The 21,623-nt window shown below is 31.2% G+C and carries 24 protein-coding genes and 1 pseudogene; 16 read left to right on the top strand and 9 right to left on the bottom strand.

What is annotated here, in order from left to right:
• Positions 1-23: 23 nt before the first annotated feature.
• From H526_RS0100175 to H526_RS0100165, 3 genes are read right to left on the bottom strand one after another with little or no spacing between them, the layout of a single operon-like run.
• Positions 24-704, bottom strand: coding sequence for a response regulator transcription factor (locus H526_RS0100175; protein WP_027391103.1), 681 nt, complete (start codon positions 702-704; stop codon positions 24-26).
• A 2-nt stretch (positions 705-706) separates the two neighbouring features.
• Positions 707-2,104 (bottom strand): sensor histidine kinase, encoded by a 1,398-nt coding sequence (locus H526_RS0100170; protein WP_027391102.1) that lies wholly within the window; start codon positions 2,102-2,104, stop codon positions 707-709.
• Positions 2,104-3,291 (bottom strand): S41 family peptidase, encoded by a 1,188-nt coding sequence (locus tag H526_RS0100165; RefSeq protein WP_051335907.1) that lies wholly within the window; start codon positions 3,289-3,291, stop codon positions 2,104-2,106. The genes H526_RS0100170 and H526_RS0100165 overlap by 1 nt, the downstream gene beginning before the upstream one ends.
• A gap of 200 nt (positions 3,292-3,491) precedes the next feature.
• On the opposite strand from H526_RS0100165, the gene H526_RS0100160 reads away from it, so the two are divergent.
• From H526_RS0100160 to H526_RS0100135, 6 genes are all read left to right on the top strand, one after another.
• Positions 3,492-4,376, top strand: a complete 885-nt coding sequence (locus H526_RS0100160) for a geranylgeranylglycerol-phosphate geranylgeranyltransferase (RefSeq protein WP_035084007.1) — start codon at positions 3,492-3,494, stop codon at positions 4,374-4,376.
• A gap of 3 nt (positions 4,377-4,379) precedes the next feature.
• Positions 4,380-4,967: a Maf-like protein gene (locus H526_RS0100155; protein WP_027391099.1), complete on the top strand. Its 588-nt coding sequence runs from the start codon at positions 4,380-4,382 to the stop codon at positions 4,965-4,967.
• A gap of 119 nt (positions 4,968-5,086) precedes the next feature.
• On the top strand, positions 5,087-6,031 hold the full coding sequence (locus tag H526_RS0100150) for a hypothetical protein (RefSeq protein ID WP_027391098.1): 945 nt from the start codon (positions 5,087-5,089) through the stop codon (positions 6,029-6,031).
• Positions 6,032-6,066: 35 nt separating this feature from the next.
• A complete protein-coding gene (locus H526_RS0100145) occupies positions 6,067-6,354 on the top strand; it encodes a 4a-hydroxytetrahydrobiopterin dehydratase (protein WP_027391097.1) in 288 nt (95 codons plus the stop codon).
• An 80-nt stretch (positions 6,355-6,434) separates the two neighbouring features.
• Positions 6,435-7,160, top strand: a complete 726-nt coding sequence (locus H526_RS0100140; protein WP_027391096.1) for a YebC/PmpR family DNA-binding transcriptional regulator — start codon at positions 6,435-6,437, stop codon at positions 7,158-7,160.
• A gap of 102 nt (positions 7,161-7,262) precedes the next feature.
• Positions 7,263-7,775 (top strand): hypothetical protein, encoded by a 513-nt coding sequence (locus H526_RS0100135; RefSeq protein ID WP_233557599.1) that lies wholly within the window; start codon positions 7,263-7,265, stop codon positions 7,773-7,775.
• On the opposite strand, the gene H526_RS0100130 is transcribed toward H526_RS0100135, so the two are convergent.
• The 5 genes and pseudogenes from H526_RS0100130 to H526_RS0100115 form a co-directional block, all read right to left on the bottom strand.
• The gene (locus tag H526_RS0100130; RefSeq protein WP_035084005.1) at positions 7,772-8,329 is read right to left on the bottom strand and encodes a 1-acyl-sn-glycerol-3-phosphate acyltransferase; all 558 of its coding nucleotides are present in this window, start codon (positions 8,327-8,329) and stop codon (positions 7,772-7,774) included. The two genes, H526_RS0100135 and H526_RS0100130, sit on opposite strands and share 4 nt — an antisense overlap.
• A 25-nt stretch (positions 8,330-8,354) precedes the next feature.
• Entirely contained in the window at positions 8,355-9,416 is a 1,062-nt protein-coding gene (locus H526_RS32550) for an iron-containing alcohol dehydrogenase family protein (protein WP_027391093.1), read from the bottom strand.
• Positions 9,417-9,494: 78 nt separating this feature from the next.
• A pseudogene (gene kdsB / locus H526_RS32545) lies at positions 9,495-10,199 on the bottom strand (3-deoxy-manno-octulosonate cytidylyltransferase); the annotation flags it as partial.
• Between the two features lie 64 nt (positions 10,200-10,263).
• Positions 10,264-10,839: a DUF4126 domain-containing protein gene (locus H526_RS0100120; protein WP_027391092.1), complete on the bottom strand. Its 576-nt coding sequence runs from the start codon at positions 10,837-10,839 to the stop codon at positions 10,264-10,266.
• An 11-nt stretch (positions 10,840-10,850) separates the two neighbouring features.
• Positions 10,851-12,278, bottom strand: a complete 1,428-nt coding sequence (locus H526_RS0100115) for an ATP-dependent DNA helicase (RefSeq protein ID WP_027391091.1) — start codon at positions 12,276-12,278, stop codon at positions 10,851-10,853.
• Between the two features lie 136 nt (positions 12,279-12,414).
• Here H526_RS0100115 and H526_RS0100110 point away from each other — a divergent pair, with 136 nt between their 5' ends.
• The 4 genes from H526_RS0100110 (at position 12,415) to H526_RS0100095 (ending at position 14,761) form a co-directional block, all read left to right on the top strand.
• A complete protein-coding gene (locus tag H526_RS0100110) occupies positions 12,415-13,068 on the top strand; it encodes a hypothetical protein (RefSeq protein WP_027391090.1) in 654 nt (217 codons plus the stop codon).
• On the top strand, positions 13,043-13,873 hold the full coding sequence (locus tag H526_RS0100105; RefSeq protein WP_027391089.1) for a DUF3822 family protein: 831 nt from the start codon (positions 13,043-13,045) through the stop codon (positions 13,871-13,873). Before H526_RS0100110 ends, H526_RS0100105 begins: the two co-directional genes overlap by 26 nt.
• Before the next feature lies 1 nt (position 13,874).
• Complete coding sequence (locus H526_RS0100100) at positions 13,875-14,420, top strand: RsmD family RNA methyltransferase (RefSeq protein ID WP_027391088.1); 546 nt, start codon at positions 13,875-13,877, stop codon at positions 14,418-14,420.
• Between the two features lie 146 nt (positions 14,421-14,566).
• Complete coding sequence (locus H526_RS0100095) at positions 14,567-14,761, top strand: hypothetical protein (RefSeq protein ID WP_027391087.1); 195 nt, start codon at positions 14,567-14,569, stop codon at positions 14,759-14,761.
• Positions 14,762-14,831: 70 nt separating this feature from the next.
• Here H526_RS0100095 and H526_RS32425 read toward each other — a convergent pair whose 3' ends face one another.
• A complete protein-coding gene (locus H526_RS32425) occupies positions 14,832-14,966 on the bottom strand; it encodes a hypothetical protein (protein WP_281171926.1) in 135 nt (44 codons plus the stop codon).
• 256 nt (positions 14,967-15,222) lie between these two features.
• Between H526_RS32425 and H526_RS0100085 the strand changes: the two genes are divergently transcribed.
• The 6 genes from H526_RS0100085 to H526_RS0100060 are packed head-to-tail and all read left to right on the top strand — an operon-like array spanning position 15,223 to position 21,479.
• Positions 15,223-15,630: a prepilin-type N-terminal cleavage/methylation domain-containing protein gene (locus H526_RS0100085; protein ID WP_027391086.1), complete on the top strand. Its 408-nt coding sequence runs from the start codon at positions 15,223-15,225 to the stop codon at positions 15,628-15,630.
• Positions 15,630-16,112 (top strand): hypothetical protein, encoded by a 483-nt coding sequence (locus H526_RS0100080; RefSeq protein WP_027391085.1) that lies wholly within the window; start codon positions 15,630-15,632, stop codon positions 16,110-16,112. The genes H526_RS0100085 and H526_RS0100080 overlap by 1 nt, the downstream gene beginning before the upstream one ends.
• A complete protein-coding gene (locus H526_RS0100075; protein ID WP_027391084.1) occupies positions 16,112-17,527 on the top strand; it encodes a GspE/PulE family protein in 1,416 nt (471 codons plus the stop codon). The genes H526_RS0100080 and H526_RS0100075 overlap by 1 nt, the downstream gene beginning before the upstream one ends.
• A 4-nt stretch (positions 17,528-17,531) precedes the next feature.
• Positions 17,532-19,769, top strand: a complete 2,238-nt coding sequence (locus tag H526_RS0100070; protein ID WP_027391083.1) for a type II secretion system protein GspD — start codon at positions 17,532-17,534, stop codon at positions 19,767-19,769.
• Positions 19,769-20,977 carry a hypothetical protein gene (locus H526_RS0100065; RefSeq protein WP_027391082.1) on the top strand — a complete coding sequence of 403 codons (1,209 nt, stop codon included), beginning with the start codon at positions 19,769-19,771 and terminating at the stop codon, positions 20,975-20,977. The genes H526_RS0100070 and H526_RS0100065 overlap by 1 nt, the downstream gene beginning before the upstream one ends.
• Complete coding sequence (locus tag H526_RS0100060) at positions 20,961-21,479, top strand: hypothetical protein (RefSeq protein WP_027391081.1); 519 nt, start codon at positions 20,961-20,963, stop codon at positions 21,477-21,479. Before H526_RS0100065 ends, H526_RS0100060 begins: the two co-directional genes overlap by 17 nt.
• The last annotated feature ends 144 nt before the right edge of the window (positions 21,480-21,623 follow it).

Below are 21,623 nucleotides of genomic sequence, written 5' to 3'. Positions count from 1 at the left end.
GATTGATGATTGATGGGCTCTAATTATTCCAAATTAAAGGTGAGCCCTACTCCCCTTACACTCTCTATTTTTATCTTATTATCCTGTTTAAAATATTTTCGTAACCTACTAATAAACACATCCATACTTCTACCTGAAAAGAAGTCATCATTACCCCAAACGTCTTTTAATAAATTTTCTCTTTTGATCATGGTGTTTTTATGATCATATAAATATTGAATCAAAACTGTTTCTTTTTCTGTAAGTTTCTGTCGTTCTCCATGTAGTGTTAGACAGTGATTAGTTGCCTCAAACTTATAATTACCAATTGTGATAACTTCTTCGCGAATAGTTTCAATTCTCTGAGATCTTTTTAAAATATTTTGAAGTCTTAAAACTAAAATATCAGCTTCAAAAGGTTTAACTATATAATCATCAGCTCCCAATTTTAATCCACGTATTTTATCCTCCTTCATTTTCTTAGCTGTTAGAAAAACAAATGGAACTTCTGGATTGATTTCTATTACTTTTTCTGCCAATGTAAAACCATCCATTTTTGGCATCATTACATCAAACACACATATATCAAACTGTTTTTCGGAGAATACTTGTAAGGCCTCTTTCCCATCCTGAGCCCAAACTACACTGTATCCATGAAGCTCTAAATATTGTTTTAAAATACTTCCGAAATCAAAATCATCTTCTGCTAATAATATATGCTTCATAATTATATTTTTGTCGGTATTGTTATTGTGAACGTTGTCCCTAAATCTTGCTTGCTTTCTAATTTGATATTACCTTGATGTGCTTTTACAATTTGATTAGTAAAAAAAAGCCCTAGCCCTAAGCCTTTTACATCATGAATATCTCCCTTTGTAACACGATAAAACTTTTCAAAAATTTTACGTTGTTCTTTTTCAGAAATTCCAATTCCATTATCATGGATTGAGATCTCATACATATCATCTTTAAGATAGGTTCTAAAGACTATACCCACTTTTTCTTTACCATATTTCACTGCATTATCCAGAATATTAAGTAATGCTGTGGTAAACATAAACTTATCAATACTAAAATATACTTCTCTAAACTCGATCTTAGAACTTACTGTAACATCCATATCCTGAACAGATAATTCAAAATCCTTTAAAACATTCTTAAAATAAGTATCTGCTAATATTTCTTCTTTGTTAAGTATTATTTCTTCGGATCCTAAACTATTCGTTACCACTTGATCTACTAACTTCTGCAACCTACTATTTTGACGATCTAAAATGTCCAACGTATTAGAAAATGCTTCTGGAGAATTCTGTATTTCAGCTTTCTTTAAACTCTTAGTAGCAATACCTAGAGTAGCCATAGGAGTCTTAAGTTCGTGAGTGATATTATTAATGAAATCTGTTTTTATATCCGCTAGTTTTTTCTGACGAATTAGGTTTCTAATGGAATAAAACATTAGACTTACTACAAAAAGAAATAAAAGAATAGAGAAAATAAATAATGTTGCCATCTGCTTAAATACTATCTTCTTCCATCCTATAATATTGATATAATCTACTGTTCTCACTTCTATATCTAATGAAACATTTATCATATCATTATTTATTTCATTTTCATAGTCCATATCAGTAAACCAACGAGCTTTACTCATCACTACTTCATCTTCTTTAGGAAACTTTTCTCCAAAAGAATAAACATTTTCTCCACTTGATGCCGAAAAAATAGAATCCATCTCTTCTCCATCAAAAATTACAATACTTTTAATATCCTTTTTATATTGTATATCGTATTCTAAATTCCTATTTGCAATTTCCTTTTTATAATAATCTACAAATAAATGATTTAGAGAATCTGTTATAGGTCTAAACCTATTCAATGCTTCTTTCTTTTGGATATTATTCTTCTTATATTCTATTAGATTTTCACTTAAGTAAACATACCATGCCTCTGCCAAAGAATCCATCTCTACAGTATTATCTATATTACTAATGGCTTTTTTAGTTTCTTTGATAAAGACATCTTTTTTTAATTGATAGGTATTATGTATCAAATACGCCTGTATTGCACATAATGCTATTAACGCCATGGCGGATGTTGTGATCAGTATGTTTATCTTTTTCTTCATTATAAAGATGTATTAATGATATCAATAGCTTTTTGCAATTGATCTTGAGAATCTAAGATATAATGTTTTGGTTTAAAATCTTCTCTAGGAATCCCATTTATATGAAATAACTTTTCTACCGGAAATTGAAATCCAATTTTAGTTTCTGGTAGTGTATATTGATAAATTGCTCCTAATAAATCACCCATACCAGTACCAACTACTTCTGCTCTATTTAGTCCGTCAAATCCAATTGTTATACCTTCTCCCATACTACCGGTCCATCGACCACAAAGAATTACCAAAGTATTCTTATATGTTTTTCCTCTAGGAGAAACCAGCTCGATTGTTTTTCTTTCTACATCAAACAATCTTTTTTCGTAAATAAAATTATGTTGTTGATAGGGTGCTTCTTTACTTATAAAAGATCCCATAATAGCTCTAGCAACTGTTGTGTTACCTCCGCTAGGGGTATCTCTAAGATCTAAAACAATACCTTTGGTATCTTGAAGGTTCTGCATTACTTCATCAAAAGCTTTAATAGTATTGTTATTTCCTAAGGAGTTATTGATTTTAATATAACCAATATTATCATTTATCACTTTAGAAGCCACTAATTCTGTAACATTCTTATTCTTTACATTTTCAATATTGAATGTTAATGAACCATTAACATTAATACTTCTTTTAGTATTATGTGTTCCGGCCAATAAAAGATTTGCTGCATATTCATACATTTTATTAGTATGTACACTAACACTTTTGGGTAAAAACTTTTTTACAGCTTCTGAAATTATAATTTCATTATATGCCGTCACCTCCATTCCTATTGCTAATCCTGCTTTTTCTGCAGGAAAACCTTTTCTAATGGCTGCTATAGTATATTTATTATTTCCGTAGGTAACCCAAATATCTGTACCTGTAGGCAGCATTCTGCTAGAAGAATTCAAATTAGTATTAAGACCTACATGACCATTAAATAACTCATTATTAGTCATTTCTAATAAACGAATAAAATCATCACCATTTTGAATCGTGTCCACAGAAGGTTGATAAATCCTTCTTACTTCGTTCCAATCGACTTGCTGAGTATCAAAATATGCAAAATATTTATCAACTGTATTCCAGTAATAGTCAAAGTCTTTTTGATACTTGGTCTGCGCAATAGAACTATAGGTTACTAATAAAATGATGATGATTCTAAACATTACTATTCGTTTTTTGATTGTTGATGAGATCAAATTTATAAGATACCATCTATCAAAACGAGGAATTAAGCATCGTTAACCGACCATTAACGTTAATAAAGCCCTACAACCCTATAAAATAAGGACATGAAGAAGTTAAGTTAATACTGCCTCAAAAAAGATTAATTACTACATTTGCGAACAAATCAAACCAATCCCATATGCAAGCATATTTAAAGCTGATTAAATTTGATAATCTCATTCTTATAGCCTTAGCACAATTATTTATTAAATATGGTCTTTTTGAACCGTTTGATATAGACGTTACGTTAAATGCATTCGGAATTTCGCTTTTAATTATTTCCACTATTTCTTTAGTGGCCGCAGCAAATGTTATGTTATATATTCAGGATAAAGAACAATCAGAGACGATTGTATCTGAAAAAGTCTTAAACCGTCTTTTTATAATATTTAATGTTATAGGAGTTGGTATTGGTTTTTATTTATCTAATATCATCGGAATACCCAAATTAGCTGCTTTGTTTATAGTGGTATCAGGTATATTTTATATTTATACGACCTATCTAAAAGAAATATTAGTTTTAAAAAATATCATTATTGGTATTCTTATGGCTTTGGGATTGATAGCTGTGACTATTTTTGACTTACTTCCTGCTATTACTGAGCAAAATAGAGCTTCACAAAAGGTTATTTTTTTAATTGTTGTAGACTATTCCATTTTTGCTTTTATAATTGTTACAATTAGAGAAATTGTAAAAGACTGTTTGCATGTTGATAGAGATCACAATGCAGGTTTACCGACAATACCAATTAGTTTAGGAAAAGATCGTACCGCAAAATTAATTGGAGGCCTAACGATACTACCAATAGGTATGATTATTTATTATGTATATACATATTTATTCAATAATTCTACTGCTGTCATCATAGTTTTGGGGTTACTCGTTGCACCTCTACTATATTTTATGTTTAAAAGTTGGGGAGCAGAAAGCAATAAAGATTTTAAAACTTTAAGCCTTATATTAAAAATTGTGCTATTCTTAGCCTCATTATCTCTATTACTTTATCAATTTATTCTAAAATAAGAAATGCTTAAACAAGTATTAAAAGATTATAACCTAATTCTGGCATCAGGATCTCCAAGAAGACAACAGTTTTTTAAAGATTTAGATTTAGATTTTACAATTCAGTTAAAACAAGTAAATGAAATATACCCAAATCACCTTAAAGCGGCAGAAATCTCTGATTATTTGGCTAAACTAAAAGCTGCTGAGTTTACAGAATTAAAAAAAAATGATATTCTAATAACCAGTGACACGATTGTCTGGCATCAGAATATAGCATTAGGAAAACCTAAAAACCTAGCAGATGCTAAAAACATGATCGCTTCTTTATCAGGAAAAACTCATGAAGTAATTACCTCAGTATGTTTTAAAACACCAACAGCTACCAAAGTTATTAATCAAACTACCAAAGTAACTTTTAAAGAACTAAGTAGTGAAGAAATAACATACTATGTAGATACTTTTTCTCCATTAGATAAAGCGGGTGCTTATGGAATACAAGAATGGATTGGACATATCGGAATTACAAATATAGAAGGTAGCTATTTCAATGTAATGGGATTACCCATACAACTTGTTTATGAAACGTTAATAGAACTTGCCAGATCATAGCATTATCGTAATTTAGTTTTACTAATATGAAAGAATAATAAGGGCACATCAATGTTATTTTGAAATAAAATTTGTCCAAAAAAGTATTCTAGATAATTACATTGCTTAAAAATTATATTATGAAAAAGTCATTGTTCCTTTTTGGGATACTAGGTGTTTTGGTAATTATTGCGTGCAGTAATATCAAAGCAGATGAAAACATAAAAAGTACTGAAAAAACCAGTACTGAAAACACAACCACAATTACAAAACCTACAAAAGAACTTTCTGAAGAGTTTAAAAAATACTGGTATGCTGGAAATGCAGAAATAACATCGTACAAATTGGAACAAGCCAGATATGGTGAAATGAGAGAAGGAAAAGCTGTACTAATATATGTTACTGAAGATTTTTTGGCTAAAGAACAAGTAAAAGCGGATTACCAAAACTCTGATAATATTCCTGTCCTAAAATTAAATGCCACTAAAAAATTCAATACAGGAATATATCCTTATTCTATTATGCAAAGTACTTTTTATCCTGTTACTGATAATCAGCATGCTATAAAAATATCAAGTTCTATGCAAGAATGGTGTGGTCACGTATATGCTCAATTAAATAACAGAGAAAAATATGAGCTTACGTCTCACTCCTATTTTCAAGGAGAAGCGGATCAAAATTTTGAATTAAACAAAGACATTCTTGAAAATGAATTATGGACTAAAATTCGAATTAACCCAAATGAATTACCACAAGGAGACTTAAAAATCATTCCTTCTTTAGAATACTGTAGACTTAAACATAAAGAAATTAAGGCATATGATGCGAAAGCTACCTTGCAAAAAGATGCCAATTATAATACATATACTATAGAATACCCCAAACTAAATCGAAGCATAAGTATCACTTTTACCGCTTCTTTCCCTTATGAGATAGAAAGCTGGACAGAAACTTTTAAAAGTGGTTTTGGTGCTAATGCAAAAGAACTAGTTACAAAAGCAACAAAACTAAAAAGTATAAAATCTCCTTATTGGAGTAAGAATAGTAATAAGGATGAAGTTTTAAGAAAAGAATTAGGACTTTAATTATATTACAAAGATCTATTTAAACTAATAATACAATTATGAAATTAACCGAAACAGAAATTACGAGCCGATTAAAAGCAATGGAAGGATGGGAATATGAAGATAATGCAATCCATACTTCTTTTGAATTCGAAAATTTTAAAGATGCTTTTTCAGCTATGTCACGTATAGCTTTTGAGGCAGAAGCACTAAACCATCACCCAGATTGGTCTAATGTATACAACGTAGTTAACATCTCATTATCTACTCATGATGCAGATGGTGTTACCGAAAAGGACTTTAAATTAGCAAAAGCCATCGACGGAATTGTAGAAGAAGAATAAAATATAAATCAGAAATGAATATCGATTTGTGAAACTTTTTGTTTCTACTTATGTTTGTATTCAGATTTTAAATTTAGATTATGGGAAGAGCTTTTGAGTTCAGAAAGGCACGTAAAATGAAGCGTTGGTCAGCAATGTCCAAAGCATTTACTCGTATTGGTAAAGATATTGTAATGGCTGTAAAAGAAGGTGGACCTGATCCAGCTTCTAATTCTCGTTTAAGAGCTGTAATACAGAATGCGAAGTCTGTAAATATGCCGAAAGATAATGTAGAGCGTGCCATTAAAAAAGCTTCTGACAAAGATCAAAGCGATTATAAAGAAGTCCTTTTTGAAGGATATGCTCCTCATGGAATTGCTATTCTGGTAGAAACAGCAACTGACAACAACAATAGAACAGTAGCCAATGTAAGATCATATTTTAATAAATGTGACGGAAACTTAGGAACCTCTGGTTCTGTAGAATTTATGTTTGATCATACTTGTAATTTCCGAATTAATGGAGAGGGATTAGACCCTGAAGAACTAGAGCTAGAATTTATTGATTTTGGTGCTGAAGAAGTATTTCAGGATGAAGATGGTATTTTAATATATGCGCCTTTTGGAAGTTTTGGAGCGATCCAAAAAGAATTAGAAAGTAGAGAAATTGAGATTTTATCTTCTGGATTCGAACGTATACCGCAAGTCACCAAAAAACTGACTGCAGAACAAGTTGCTGACGTAGAAAAACTTTTAGAAAAAATAGAGGAAGATGATGATGTACAAAATGTATATCATACTATGGAAGAATCTTCTTCTGATGAATAAATAAAAGCATAACAACACTTTATGAAAAGACTGTCTATAAAAGACAGTCTTTTTTGTTATGTTTAATTCACCTTTTCGACCAACCAAAAAACTAAGACAATTATGAAAAAATGGATCTTTTTGACATTTCTTTTGGTAATGCAATTTTCTCAGGCTCAAAATATGACTAATGAAACATTAAGAGAAATAATTACCAGAAAAGCAGATACATTAGCAGGAATCACTGGAAATTGGCAATTAGTATATAAAGATACTCCAATGCTATGCGTTACTGATCAAAAAAACAATCGAATGCGCATTATAGCTCCGATTATGGAATCCGAAAATTTAGATAAAGATTTATTGTTAGATTCTATGACTGCTAATTTTCACTCGGCATTAGATGTAAAGTACGCCATTTCTAATGGCATTCTTTGGTCGGCGTATGTTCATCCTTTAAAAGAACTTACAACAGAACAGGTAGAAAGTGCTATATCGCAAGTATACTATGCCGCGAAAACTTTTGGAACGACATTCTCCAGTACTGAACTACTTTTTGGAGCTGGTGCACTTGAAGAAAAAAAGAAAGAACCTAAAAAAGAAATAATTAAAAAGGAAAATACTGAAAAGTTCTAAACTTCTGGTTCAAAACTATATTCAGGTACTTTTCCCTTCACATCCTTGAAAAAAGCATACATAAATTGTAGATCTTTATCAAGATTATTTGTAGGATAAAAGGGATCAGAGATCACTACTCTTTTCTTTCCAAAATCAAAAGCAACCATAATAATTGGTACTTCTGCAGCTATAGCTATATAGTAGAAACCTGTTTTCCATGTAGATACCTTCTTTCTAGTTCCTTCTGGAGCTAAAGTTAATCTTAACTCATCACGTTTCTCAAATTCTTTTGCAATTGCTTCGACTTTATTCTGTCCAGGTGTTCTATCTAAAGCTATCCCGCCTACTTTTCTAAAATACCAACCAAATGGCCATTTAAAAAGTTCTTTCTTACCCATGAAACTTATTTTCACACGATTTACCTTTCGGATCAATAATCCCAAATAAAAATCATGCCAACTAGTATGGGGTACTGCTATAACAACACATTTTTTAATAGTATCACTACTAAAATCTCCTATCATCTTCCATCGCATTATTTTATAAAATATAAAAGATGCTAGTCTAGTCATAATAACTTTAAGTATTAAAGATCACTTATAAAGTACGATAAATTTCTTTTAGCTTATCCGCATTTATCTGTTCTTGCCAATTTTTTCCTAATGCATTTTCCCATAAAGGGACTAAACCAAGAGCAACAGATGCCATTGTATCCAATTGTTCTTCGGTGGCATCCGCACAAACACCAACTGGTAGCTCAATTTCATGAACCTCCTTCATTTTTTTAAATAGTGCCACTCCTTCTGGATAATAATCTCCTAACTTATCAAATACAATGCAATTACCTATTCCATGTTTGGTACCCAAAACGTATGCTAATCCATAACTCATGGCATGCGCAACTCCAACCTGCGAATATGCTATACTCATTCCACCATGCCAGGAAGCCATCATTAATTTAGCATCTGCTTCTTCTTTATCGAGCGTATCTTCAAGAAAGATTTCTTTACATAAATCATACGCTTTTTCTCCATAACTCTGGCTAAAAGCATTAAGATATGTTCCTTTTAACGATTCGATACAATGGATATAACAATCCATTCCTGTATAGAACCATTGGTCTTTGGGAACATTTCGTATTAATTCTGGATCCAGAATTACCTGATCAAAAGGTGTAAAATCAGAATTAATACCTAATTTTCTTTCAGGACCTGTCAATACTGTTGTTCTTGACACCTCTGCTCCTGTTCCAGAAATTGTTGGAATACCCACGTGATACACAGCTTTATTGTCTACAAGATCCCAACCTTGGTATTCTGTAGCGCTTCCTGTATTATTCATCATTATAGCTACTGCTTTTGCTAGATCCATAATGGATCCACCACCAATACCTATAATACCACTTGGTGTAAAACTGTATGTGTTTTTAAAATCAGAAACTAATTGATCTACTTGAGAAGTTTTAGGTTCTTCTTTTGTGGAAACATACACTATGCTATCATTACCCGATAACTGTATTCTATCTTCTATAAATGTTTTGTTATTTTCAAAAACATCATCTATAAGATAGATAAAAGGGGCTCCATTTTTTCTTTCAGAAGAGAGGATTTGTCCTAGTTGATTAAAAGATCCTTTACCAAAAACCACTCTTGGTACCATAGGAAAATTCTTATGGATGGATTCTTCAACTTTAGGAGTAACCGTAGATGTACTATTCAAAAGATTTTGTTTATTAATTAAATTCCTTGCTTTTTCTAAATCTTCCGGGGTATCTATTTCCACACCTTCATGATGCGTCTCTATCATTTTTATATTCTTACCATATTCTAAATATCTAATACATTCAATTTTTTCAGAAGCTTCTAAAGTCCTCATCGGTAGGCGATAAAAATCTAGAATTGCTTGCTTTCTAAATGCATAAATACCTTTATGTTTAAAATAGGTATGACTGATTTCTTTATCTCTAGGATACGGAATTGGAGCTCTGGAAAAATATAAGGCGTAGTCGTCTTTATCCACAATTACCTTAACACTATTTGGGTTCAAGATATCATCCCAATCAGTCATTGGCGTCATAAGACTTGCTAAGTCAATCTTAGCAGCATCCTCTCCCCGAAATACTTCTAAAACCTTTTCTAGGCTTTCTCTTTCAGTAAAAGGTTCATCGCCTTGCACATTGACTACAATATCAATATCCATATTTTCCACTGCTTCAGCAATTCTATCGCTTCCGCAGTCGTGCTCCTTAATACTCATAATGGCTTTGCCACCGTGAGCCGTAATTTCTTTAAATATAATCTCGCTATCCGTTACCACATAAACCTCACTAAACAATGAAGTACTCACTGCAGCTTCGTATGTTCTTAAAATAACAGATTTTCCCTCAAGATCCTGCATTAATTTCCCTGGAAATCGGGATGCAGCGTACCTCGCAGGAATCATTGCGATAGTTTTTAAGTCCGTTTTGTTCAAAATTGCTTGCTTTTGCAGGTCAAAAATAACTTTTTTAAATCGATTTTCCGGAAGAGCGAGTGAATAGTTTTTTATAAACTTTTCTTAAACCAAAAAACAGCAGTATTACCATAATAATTGCTATGAACGGGAGAAATACCGATAATATCGACATAATTGTCGCTGTACCCGTTTCTGCTGTTGCAATTATAGGATTAGCTAATCCACCTGTTGTAGCAGATGATGTTAACCTAGATGCTCCCATTGTACTTTTTACCGTTGCCGCTGTTCCTCCACCTGCAATAATAGCAAGAGCCCACGTAACTACAGGACTTAAATTAGCAACAGTTGATACCATAACCGCTGTTCCTGCAATTGCCGCAAGTGGAATCGCTATAGTATCTAATAAATTATCAAACCAAGGAATGTAGTAAGCTAATATCTCAACTACTGTAGCTATAGATAAAACGATTAATGCCGTGTTACTCCCTACCCACTCCCAATCAGAATTTAAAGGAATCGCTCCATAATGTCCTGCTAAACTAACCGCCAACAAAGGTAAAAACACTCTAAACCCAACAGATGCCGCTAATCCAATTCCTAAGCATATACTTATTATTGTTTCTTGCATTTCTTAAAAAATTAATTTTCGATAAAAAAATCGTCTTTAAATCCGATAAGATACAATTTTTCTTTTGCTCTAGTAACCGCAGTATACAACCATCGTAGATAATCCTTATTAACACCATCGGGAAGATATGGTTGTTCTATAAACACTGTATCCCATTGTCCTCCCTGAGATTTATGACATGTAATTGCGTAAGAGAATTTCACCTGTAATCCATTAAAAAATTTATTATTCTTAACACCTAAAAACTTTTTATACTTGGACTTTTCCCCTTCAAAATCTTTCATTACTTCTTGATACAACTTATTAGAGTCTTCGTAGGACAAAGAAGGCGTTTCGGAAGATAATGTATCCAAAATAAGCACAGTTTCCAGTGGCTTTTGGTCAGGGTAATCAACCATGGTTATTTTTACTTCAGCAAAACGAAAACCATACAACTCCTTTATAGCATAAATTTCTAGTATTTTTATAATATCACCATTCGCAATAAATCCTGCCTCACTTTTAGTATCTAACCAAAAATAATTATTCTTTACAACCATTAAATAATCTCCAGCAGAAAGTTCCTCTTCCTGAAACAGTATTCTAGATCTAATTTGTTGGTTATATATATTAGCTCTTTTATTAGACCTCAATATAATAACTGATTCTTCGTGACCCGAACTTGCGTACGAATCATTTAAAGCATCCATAATATCGTGCCCGTCTACTAATCTAATAATATCAGGATATCCTTGTACGTCAAACTGAAAAGATTCATAAAAACCATCATTTAACAATTCTCGTAATGAGGTCGCATTCATTAAAACACCGCTATTCTCGGCTTGTCGCACAACTTCATCTAATTCTATTTGTATCACATCTTTATTAAATCCCATCGATAATGTGTCTGGATCTAGTGCTGGACTAACTTCTAATTTTACAGGCGGTAACTGTGCTGTATCTCCTATAAATAAAACCTTACAGTTATGACCAGAGTACACATACATCATTAGGTCATCTAGTAATGAGCCATTCTCAAACAACTTACTATCGCTAGGTGTATCAGGGATCATAGAGGCTTCATCTACGATAAAAATTGTATTCCTATTTTTGTTTTGTTTTAACTGAAAAGCAAGTCCTCCACTACTGTTCTTTTTAGGATAATAAATATTCCTATGAATGGTTTGCGCATGTCTTCCTGAATAATTAGTAATCACCTTTGCAGCTCGACCCGTAGGAGCTAATAAAACAGAACTTAACTTCGCTTTCCATAGATTTTTTACTAAAGTTCCTATTAAAGTTGTTTTTCCTGTCCCCGCATACCCTTTTAATAAAAAAAGTGAGTCTTTTGTACTTGATAAAATAAAAGCAGAAAGCTTCTGAAGTACAATATCCTGTTTTAGAGTCAGTTCAAAAGGAAAATCATCTTTTAATAATTGATAAAACTCTGTTTCCCTCATGAAATATCTGTATTCCTTAAATCCATAATCTGTTAATAAATCAAAGATAGTAATGATTTTTTGGCTATAAACTTTTACGATTAAAAAAAAATTGTAGATTTGCGTATACACTAATGTCTAAAAGCTAAATTATAAAATGAAAATTGTTCTTCAATTAGTTCTATGGGTAGTTATCGCAGCCTTGGGATACATGGTATACGATTCTGTAATGGGTCCTGTAAGATTCAATAAAGTTAAAAAGGTACGTTATGCAAAAGCCATTGAAAACCTTAGAGATATCCGACAAGCAGAATTAGCCCATAAAACGGTAGTTGGTAAATTTGAAAAAGATCCAACCAAATTAATTGCTTTTATAGATACTGCTAAGTTTACATTAACGCAGCGTAGAGATTCTAGTTTTGTAGCATTCAACAAAATTCTGCAAATTGATGAGCCAAGAGATACTGTTGTAGTAGATACACTTGGATATGCTTCTGTTAAGGATTCTTTATTTAAAGGGAGTGATCGATACAAAACAATGATGAATGTTCCTGTAGATGGTAAAGATGCTAAGTTCGAACTTGATGCTGGATTTATCGACAAAAACGGAATACGAGTAAGTGTTTTTGAAGCAAGAGTTCCTAAAGATATATTATTGCACGATCTTGATAAAGATTTATTATTCCAAGAAAAGCAAGTAGTATCGGTAGAAGGTGTTGATGGACCTTTTTTATCAGTAGGTTCTATGCAAGAAGTAAATACCACAGGTAATTGGCCAAAAACGTATGACTCAAATACAAAACAGGAGTAACACCACAGGTAATACAAAATATACATTGTCCATTCAGGTGAGCCTGAATGGACTTTCTTTTTGTGCAGTAAATTCTGAAAACGAAATAGTTGCTTTAGAGCAAGATAATTTTGGTGTACGCTTATCTCCTGAGCAGGTTTTAAACAAAATCAAATATATTTTTGATCATAATACACATCTAAAATATGATTTTGAAACTGTAGAAGTGATCTATGAAAATGATCTTTATACTGCTGTACCTAAAGTTTTATTTGATACAGAGTTACTCAAAGATTACCTAAAGTACAACATTAAGGTATTAGAAAATGATTTTATAGCCTATGATGAACTTAATCAGCATGAAATAGTAATTGTTTATATCCCTTATACTAATATTACCAATTTCTTTTTTGAAACATTTGGATCATTTACATACAAGCACTCTTCAACAATACTAGTGGATAGTATTTTATCCAAAGAAAAAAATAGTGAAACGACCAGAGTTTTTGCTAATATGAATTCTGCATCTTTCGATTTAGTAGTTGTAACCAAAGGGAAATTAATATTGAGTAATTCATATATATATGAAACTAATGAGGATTTTCTATATTATGTAATGTTTGCGGCAGAACAATTGCGATTAAATCCCGAAGAGTTTCACCTGGTTTTTCTTGGAGATATTTCTAAAGAGAGTCCATGTTACAATATTGCATATAAATATATAAGGAATGTAAGTTTTGGAAATAGAAATAACACCATACAACTACCAGAAACAATGGATTCTATAGATGCGCACCAACATTTTGTTTTATTAAGTCATTTTTGATATGCGAATTATTTCAGGAAAATATAAAGGAAAAAGATTACAGGCACCAAAAAAACTACCTGTAAGACCCACAACAGACATGGCTAAAGAAGGATTGTTTAATATCCTAAACCATCATTATGTGTTTTCTCAGGTAACCTTACTAGATCTTTTTGCAGGAACAGGAAACATCAGTTATGAGTTTGCTTCTCGAGGTTCCGAAAATATAACTGCGGTAGATACTAATTATGGATGTGTAGGTTATATAAAAAGTATTGCCAAGGAGCTAGAATTTGATATAGACACTATTAAAAGTGATGTGTATAGCTATCTAGAAAAAGTAAAAAAGAAATCAGACATTATTTTTGCAGATCCTCCATATGACTTCGATACGGAGCAGTTTACAAAAATTGCAGAATTGGTTTTTGCTAATGACCTACTTAATGAAGAAGGTATTTTAATCATCGAACATTCTAAACACACCTCCTTAGAGCATGCTCCTAATTTTAGAAACGCCCGTAAATACGGAGGATCAGTGTTTAGTTTCTTCGAAAAAGAGGAATCCTAAGCATTTATTAAAAAGTTCACAAATACATTTTTTAATTACAACACAACTTTAGTCCACACGATTTTGTAGAACTTCCACAAAGTTGTTATTTATACTAGAGAAGAATTTATCTTGAAAATGATATAACAAATTAAATTTTTCACATTATGATTAACAAAATCAAAAATTTAGGAACCTCTTTAAACAAAGAACAACAAAAAGAAATCAATGGTGGATACATTGCTGGCAGAAGATGTAACACCAATGCAGATTGCTGGAATTTGTCTCCGTTTTTAGGACCTGGAGATGTATCTTGTAGATACAGTCCTTTTTCTTCATACAAAGTATGTCAGTTTAATTAAGAAAAAAGATTTAAAAAAATCATAGAGGAGTCTTACAATATGTTTGACTCCTTTTTTAATACCAAATAGTTTATTTGTTTTTCTTCTTAGGAGAAACTCTAAATTCTCTTCTAGCCTTTATCTTATTATATAATAACACTACCAAAACTACAAGTGCCAATATAGCGAAACCTCCTCTACCAATAAGGTAGTCAATAATATCCATACTTAATGTTTTTTTGTATAAAGTCGATAAAGAAATCCTGTACTTACACATCTTTAAATTACCTATAATTACGGATACTAAATAAATAATTCATTTTTTTTGATTTTTTTATGGTAACAAAATATAGATTTCTGACACTATTAAATAGATTTAATACTTATAAGTCATCAGTATTATGAATATCAGACCTCTAAGTAAATCAAAAAAGTATATTTTTGCAGACCTAAAAACTGAAGATTAGTTAACCCCTACGTATATGAAGTATAAGACACACAAAATCAAAGCTTTCAACTTACAAGAAATGCTTTTAGTTTTGGCAATTATAGGAATTTTATTGTTAATAGCACTGCCTAATTTTTTACCTCTTATTGCTCAAACAAAAGCTCAAGAGGCCAAAATACAATTAAAAACTATTAGTAATATGCAGACTCAATACAGATACCTTAATTCGAAATATTCTAACGATTTTAATGAAATAAATTACGAATCTCCAACAACAGTTAAAAATGGAGGAACAGCAAATTATAATTACGAAATTATCGAAGCTTCTATTTCTAATTTTAAAGCTAGAGCAACTGCAATAGTTGATTTCGACGGAGATGGCATTTTTAATGTATGGGAAATTGATCAAAACGGAAGTCCTAAACAAATCACTAAAGATTAATGCTTATTTTGAAAGGACTTATACTTTTAAATCTTGGTTATATAACCTGGCAAGACTTACTTAATAGAGAAGTTTACTGGTTTTTGTTTTTGAGTCTATTGATTTCTCTAGGTTTTCTGCATTATAACAATGTATTATTCATTCATTTCCAAAATTCAATTTTAATAAATGCTTCATTAATAGTTTCAATAATAACAGTACTCTATATGTATTCGGCAATGAAAATAAAACGTCCATTTTTTAAAGAAGTATTTGGCATCGGAGATGCTTTCTTTTTTCTTGCATTTGCAATAGCATTTCCGACGGTAAGTTTTACAATATTATTTGTGTTTTCTATAATTTTCTCTTTAGTACTATGGATGATTCTAAAAAAGAATTCTAAACATAATACAATCCCTTTAGCAGGCTACATGTCATTATTTTTGGTTTTAGTTTTTTCTTTTAATTGGATCTCCAATTCAATTAATCTATATATACTATAATGAAAATAGGTTCTTTTGAAATACCAGTCGATATCAAACAATTGATTACTCCAAATCAAGCGTTTCATTATAGAATAATTCCATTCCAAAAGGAAAATGGCAGTATACAATTCAAAACTGATTCTAAAGACATTGAAAACCTAAAAAAGGAACTTTCAATAATCCTTAATCAGAAGGTTGTTCTTATTTCTGAAACGGAAGAGAATTTACAATCTTATTTAACATTAAACTACAGAAAAACAACAACTACTTCTAATCAAAAATTGCATTATGAAGATAACTTTTTACAGAAGTTAATAACCACTGCAAAAGATTTTGGAAGTAGTGATATTCATATGGAACCTTATGAAAAATTCTGTAGAGTACGATTGCGACTTGATGGTAAATTAAAGGAGCAGTATACGATTAGCAACAAAGAATATCCTCAACTGGTTAATCAAATAAAAATACAATCAGGATTAGATATTTCTCAAAAAAGACTAGCACAAGATGGTCGTATCACATTTAAAAATGGAAACGAAGAATTTGATATTAGGGTTTCGACTATGCCGACTTTATATGGAGAGAAAATTGTTTTACGTTTATTAAACCGTGACACACAAGATGTACAACTAAATGATCTCGGTTTTACTAAAAAAGAACTTCAACTATATAGAGAAGCTACAAAAAAACCTCAAGGAATAATTCTAATTTCTGGTCCTACAGGTTCTGGAAAAACGACTACGCTATATGCTACTTTAAAAGAATTAAATAAAGAAGTCTCAAATATCTTAACTATAGAAGATCCTATAGAATACACGTTAGAAGGAGTAAATCAAGTACAATTAAGAGAAGATATCGAATTTGATTTTCCAGCAGCACTTCGAGCTTTTCTGCGTCAAGACCCAGACATTATAATGGTTGGAGAAATTAGAGATGATAAAACAGCTAATATGGCTATAAAGGCTGCATTAACTGGACATTTAGTTTTATCCACAATACACACTAATTCGGCTTGGGCTACTATTTCGAGATTGATTGACATGAAAGTTCCTTCTTTCTTATTAGCTAGTACATTAACCATGAGTATTGCTCAACGATTAGTGCGAAAACTGTGTATTCATTGTAAAAAAGAAAAAAAAGCCGAACCAAAAGATTTTCCTTTGGGATTTGATATTCCAGAAGAAATAAAAACACATTTTATTCCAACTGGCTGCAATCATTGTTACCAAACAGGATATTTAGGTAGAAAAGCTATTTATGAACTACTACCTATTACCAAAGAATTAGAAACCGCAATACGCCACAACGAATTACAAATTGACGACTACATTGCAACCCAAAATATTGATACGCTACAAAAAAATGCATTGCGCCTAGTAAGGGAAGGTGTAACTTCTACAGAAGAAGTGTATGCATTACTGGCAAACAACTAATACTATGAAGAAAAAGATCTTATTAATATATCTCATTTTTAGTTTTGGAATACTATCATATGCTCAGGAAACATTTCAAAATCAATCTCAGGATAATACGAGAATAGCTACACTAGAAAACAAAATAGATTTACTAAGTGTAGAAGTTCCAGGATTAGGAGAAAAAGTGAATATAAACATCTCTAACACTACACTTCTTAATTTTCTAAGAGCAGTTTCACAGGTCCATAAGATTAATTTAAATCTTTCGGATGAACTTAATTCCATAAATATTATTAATGGGTTTAATGATGTAAGTGTAAAAGATCTCCTTTTGTTTTTAGCAAAAGAATATCAATTAGATATTGAATTTACAGGAAATATCCTATCAATAAAAAAATACACACCTCCTACGGAAGCGCCTAAAGAAAAAGAAGTAATTATTAATTATGATTTGACTACAGGAACTCTATCTACTGATCTTAGAAATGATCTTTTACCTAAAGTATTTAGAAAAATAACGGAACTTTCTGGAAAAAACTTACTCTACACTCCTGATCTAAACACTAAAACTCTTTCTTTATACCTAAGTAATGTTCCAATAGAAGTAGCATTACAAAAGCTAGCAGAAACAAACGATTTAGATTTTAATACAACAAGAGAGGGGTTTTATGAATTTGAAAGTATACCTGGTTTAAATAATGAAACTAATGGAGCTAGTGCTTCCAGAGCAAGACGAAATAGAAGAAATACTAACTATAAAATAGTAGACACTTTAAACAGAGTTTTATCGGTAGATTTAAGAAACGCTAGTGTAGCTGATCTTATTAACAATGTATCTGAAGATCTTAAACTAAATATTTTTACCGCCTCACCATTAGAAAGTGCTGGTAAGGTGACGGTAAAAGCAGAGGCGATTAGTTTCGATGATTTACTTATTAAGATTTTTGAAAGTAATTCTAATCAGGTTGTAAAAAGTCCTTCATCAAATAATCAAGGAAATAGAAATAACAATCAAAATCAACAAGGAGGTTTTCAAAACACTTCCACTACTCCAACATCGACCAATTTTACATTTAAAAAAGAAGGGAATGTTTATTATTTTGGAACTGAGAATCAGTTAACCATTAAAAAAATAGAAATGGTACAAATGATGCATCGTTCTATTGCAATGTTAGGAGATGCAAATCCTGCTGGAGGATTCGGAGGAAATAGTTTTGGAAATAACAATTTTGTTACTGGTGGCACTAACTTTTTTGGAAATCAAGGTAACTCTAATTTTAATCAAAATAGAACAAATAATAGAAATCAAGGAACTTTAAACACTGGAGTTTCTAGAAATAATTCAAGCAACACTACTAATAGTGCACAAGCTGGATCCATTTCCGATATTTTCCCAGCATCTGTTATAGAAGGGTTGGATATAAAAATAGACACAGAACTCAATAGTTTTGTAGTTAGTGGATCGGGTACCCGAGTAGAAAAATTTAAAAATTTTGTAAAATATATTGATAAGCCTGTACCTCTTATTCTTATCGAAGTTATGATTTTAGAGGTTAGCAGAAGTGCAACTGTAGAAACAGGAGTAGAATTCGGTCTAGGAAAAGAACCAACCACAGCAGAAGGTGTCACCTTCCCTAGCGCCAACATTACTTTAGGTGCACAAACAATCAATAGAATTATTGGAGGTTTTGATGGATTTGGCTCATTAAATCTAGGTAATGTAGTCCCCAATTTCTATATGGATATTAAAGCTATGGAATCGAATGGTAATGTAAAAATATTATCCACACCAAAACTTAGTACTCTTAATGGGCATAAAGCTTATCTATCTAGTGGTCAAACTACCTATTATGCTATTACTAGTCAAAACATTTTTGGATCACAAAATCCCCAAACATCTGAGATCGTAAATTACCAACCCATTGATGCAGAATTAGCATTAGAGTTCAAGCCTTTTGTGTCTGGAGATGGTCAGATAACACTAGACATACAGGTTATACAATCTAACTTTAGTGGCGAGCGTATCGCCGAAGATGCTCCGCCAGATATTAATAGCAGGAGATTTTCTTCTATTATGAGGATGCAAGCAAATGACGTCGCCATTTTAGGTGGTATCGAAGAAAAAGTAAAAAATGATTCTGGATCAGGAGTACCTTTATTATCGCGCATACCTATTATCAAATGGTTATTTAGTAAAAGGAGAAGAGAAGACTCTAAGAAAAAATTAAACGTAATTATAAAACCAACAGTGTTTTATTAATGGGAACATCATTTAAAAAATATAACCCTATAAAGAAGAGTTTTTTCGCTTTCGAACATTCTGAACAAGAAAACGTTCCTGTTATTCTTGGAATTGAAGTAACGCAAAAAAATGAAGAATTAGATGTAACTCAATATTTTAATGTAAATGATCTGGCTAAAATTTCAGGCCATATTAAATCTTCGATAAAAGCAAATTTAATAATTACGGATAGTAATGTACTGAACAAAGAAGTAAACACTATAGGTACGGATCAAGAAATTCTTGCAGAAGCTTATCCAAATTTAGATATAAATGATTTTTACTATCAAATCTTAAAAACCAGTCAGAAATCATTCGTTGCTATATGCAGAAAAGAATACGTTCATGCAATTATTGACCAATATAAAAAAGTCAATATACTTATAACTACTGTTGATTTAGGAAGTTTTAAAGTATCCTCATTATTGTCTTATTTTAAAGACGCTACATTATTAACGCATAATTCTAGTATCAAAAGTAGTAGTGAAGAAATTTTTTCTATCCACAATGATAATTGTGATAAAGAAGAATACATAATTGACACCTTAAAAATCCCTAGTACCTATATACTTCCATTTGCTAGTATTTTATACACTGTTACCAATCAATCTATAATTACTGGTAACATCGAAGAAAAAAACACAGAACTAATTAGTACCTATAAAGAGACTCAATTCTTTAAGAAAACGCTGCAATATGGAATTGTTTTTTTATTAATTTCATTATTAATCAATTTTTTTATTTTTAATAGTAAGTATAAAACGTTGCAAAATCTACAAGAAGAACAACAAGTCTATGCTACGCAAAAAGAAAATATAGAAAAACAACAATCCATAGTTAGTACCAAAGAAGGTATCGTAAACAGTATTATAACTACAGGTTTCTCAAAAAGCTCCTATTTTGTAGATCAAATTATACAATTCCAACCAAGTACGGTTATTCTAAAATCATTAAACTATCAACCCTTGGCAAAAACGATACGTAATGACAAACCATTAACTATAAAAAACAAAACTATATTAATTACAGGAGATTCCTCTGACAAAACCAGCTTTACGAATTGGATAAATAAAATTGAAAGTTTATATTTTGTTAATCAAGTAACCATTGTGAATTATAGCTTAGATAAAAAAAACATATCTCTTTTTGAAATAGCAATTAACCTCACTGATGACACAGAAAAATAAAAACATAGTATTAATCATAGGCCTATTGCTTGTTCTGTTTATTGCATACAGATATGGCTTTGCAAAAACCTTTGCGATACATAAAGAGGTGACCAAACTCGAAAATCAAAAGGAGATCTATGAATCTGCTCCTACCCAGTTAGTTGCCTTAGCTAATAAAGAGAAACAATTGGATGAGATCCTAAAAAACAATAATGTAGAGGGAAATTCATTACAAAACAACATATTAAAAGTACTTAATACATTATCAAGTGATTCAAATTTTAAAATAATTAATTTTGAAAAGCCTCATAAGTATATAGATGAAGATTCTCAAAAAACCACTACAACTTATAATTTTACGCTACAAGGAGATTACAAATCATTAATACACGTAGTATATGCTTTAGAACAGAATTATAGTTTTGGAAATATCTTAAGTGTTAATTTCAAAAAGAAGAAAAACTTTAGGACTGGGAATAGGTTTTTGCAGTGTAAAATTTTACTTCAACGAGTGCATTAAGTAAATATAATATTTTAAGGAAATCTATTCAGAATTATTATACTGCTGCATTTCATTAGAAATAAATTTAACCCACTCAACTCTTTAAAAATGCTTTCCTTAAATTGCAACAAAAAATCCGCAAAAGGAAGTTCGTTTCCTAAA

It is taken from the genome of Aquimarina latercula DSM 2041, from assembly GCF_000430645.1.
Classification (GTDB): domain Bacteria; phylum Bacteroidota; class Bacteroidia; order Flavobacteriales; family Flavobacteriaceae; genus Aquimarina; species Aquimarina latercula.
This window is presented reverse-complemented; position numbering and strand designations above follow the sequence as displayed.

Bases quoted from the DNA above. Each gene is read 5' to 3' on its own strand.
- H526_RS0100175 (WP_027391103.1), bottom strand. From the start codon at position 704: ATGAAGCATATATTATTAGCAGAAGATGATTTTGATTTCGGAAGTATT.
- H526_RS0100170 (WP_027391102.1), bottom strand. From the start codon at position 2,104: ATGAAGAAAAAGATAAACATACTGATCACAACATCCGCCATGGCGTTA.
- H526_RS0100165 (WP_051335907.1), bottom strand. From the start codon at position 3,291: ATGTTTAGAATCATCATCATTTTATTAGTAACCTATAGTTCTATTGCG.
- H526_RS0100160 (WP_035084007.1), top strand. From the start codon at position 3,492: ATGCAAGCATATTTAAAGCTGATTAAATTTGATAATCTCATTCTTATA.
- H526_RS0100155 (WP_027391099.1), top strand. From the start codon at position 4,380: ATGCTTAAACAAGTATTAAAAGATTATAACCTAATTCTGGCATCAGGA.
- H526_RS0100150 (WP_027391098.1), top strand. From the start codon at position 5,087: ATGAAAAAGTCATTGTTCCTTTTTGGGATACTAGGTGTTTTGGTAATT.
- H526_RS0100140 (WP_027391096.1), top strand. From the start codon at position 6,435: ATGGGAAGAGCTTTTGAGTTCAGAAAGGCACGTAAAATGAAGCGTTGG.
- H526_RS0100135 (WP_233557599.1), top strand. From the start codon at position 7,263: ATGAAAAAATGGATCTTTTTGACATTTCTTTTGGTAATGCAATTTTCT.
- H526_RS0100130 (WP_035084005.1), bottom strand. From the start codon at position 8,329: ATGACTAGACTAGCATCTTTTATATTTTATAAAATAATGCGATGGAAG.
- H526_RS32550 (WP_027391093.1), bottom strand. From the start codon at position 9,416: ATGGTACCAAGAGTGGTTTTTGGTAAAGGATCTTTTAATCAACTAGGA.
- H526_RS0100120 (WP_027391092.1), bottom strand. From the start codon at position 10,839: ATGCAAGAAACAATAATAAGTATATGCTTAGGAATTGGATTAGCGGCA.
- H526_RS0100115 (WP_027391091.1), bottom strand. From the start codon at position 12,278: ATGAGGGAAACAGAGTTTTATCAATTATTAAAAGATGATTTTCCTTTT.
- H526_RS0100110 (WP_027391090.1), top strand. From the start codon at position 12,415: ATGAAAATTGTTCTTCAATTAGTTCTATGGGTAGTTATCGCAGCCTTG.
- H526_RS0100105 (WP_027391089.1), top strand. From the start codon at position 13,043: ATGACTCAAATACAAAACAGGAGTAACACCACAGGTAATACAAAATAT.
- H526_RS0100100 (WP_027391088.1), top strand. From the start codon at position 13,875: ATGCGAATTATTTCAGGAAAATATAAAGGAAAAAGATTACAGGCACCA.
- H526_RS0100095 (WP_027391087.1), top strand. From the start codon at position 14,567: ATGATTAACAAAATCAAAAATTTAGGAACCTCTTTAAACAAAGAACAA.
- H526_RS32425 (WP_281171926.1), bottom strand. From the start codon at position 14,966: ATGGATATTATTGACTACCTTATTGGTAGAGGAGGTTTCGCTATATTG.
- H526_RS0100085 (WP_027391086.1), top strand. From the start codon at position 15,223: ATGAAGTATAAGACACACAAAATCAAAGCTTTCAACTTACAAGAAATG.
- H526_RS0100080 (WP_027391085.1), top strand. From the start codon at position 15,630: ATGCTTATTTTGAAAGGACTTATACTTTTAAATCTTGGTTATATAACC.
- H526_RS0100075 (WP_027391084.1), top strand. From the start codon at position 16,112: ATGAAAATAGGTTCTTTTGAAATACCAGTCGATATCAAACAATTGATT.
- H526_RS0100070 (WP_027391083.1), top strand. From the start codon at position 17,532: ATGAAGAAAAAGATCTTATTAATATATCTCATTTTTAGTTTTGGAATA.
- H526_RS0100065 (WP_027391082.1), top strand. From the start codon at position 19,769: ATGGGAACATCATTTAAAAAATATAACCCTATAAAGAAGAGTTTTTTC.
- H526_RS0100060 (WP_027391081.1), top strand. From the start codon at position 20,961: ATGACACAGAAAAATAAAAACATAGTATTAATCATAGGCCTATTGCTT.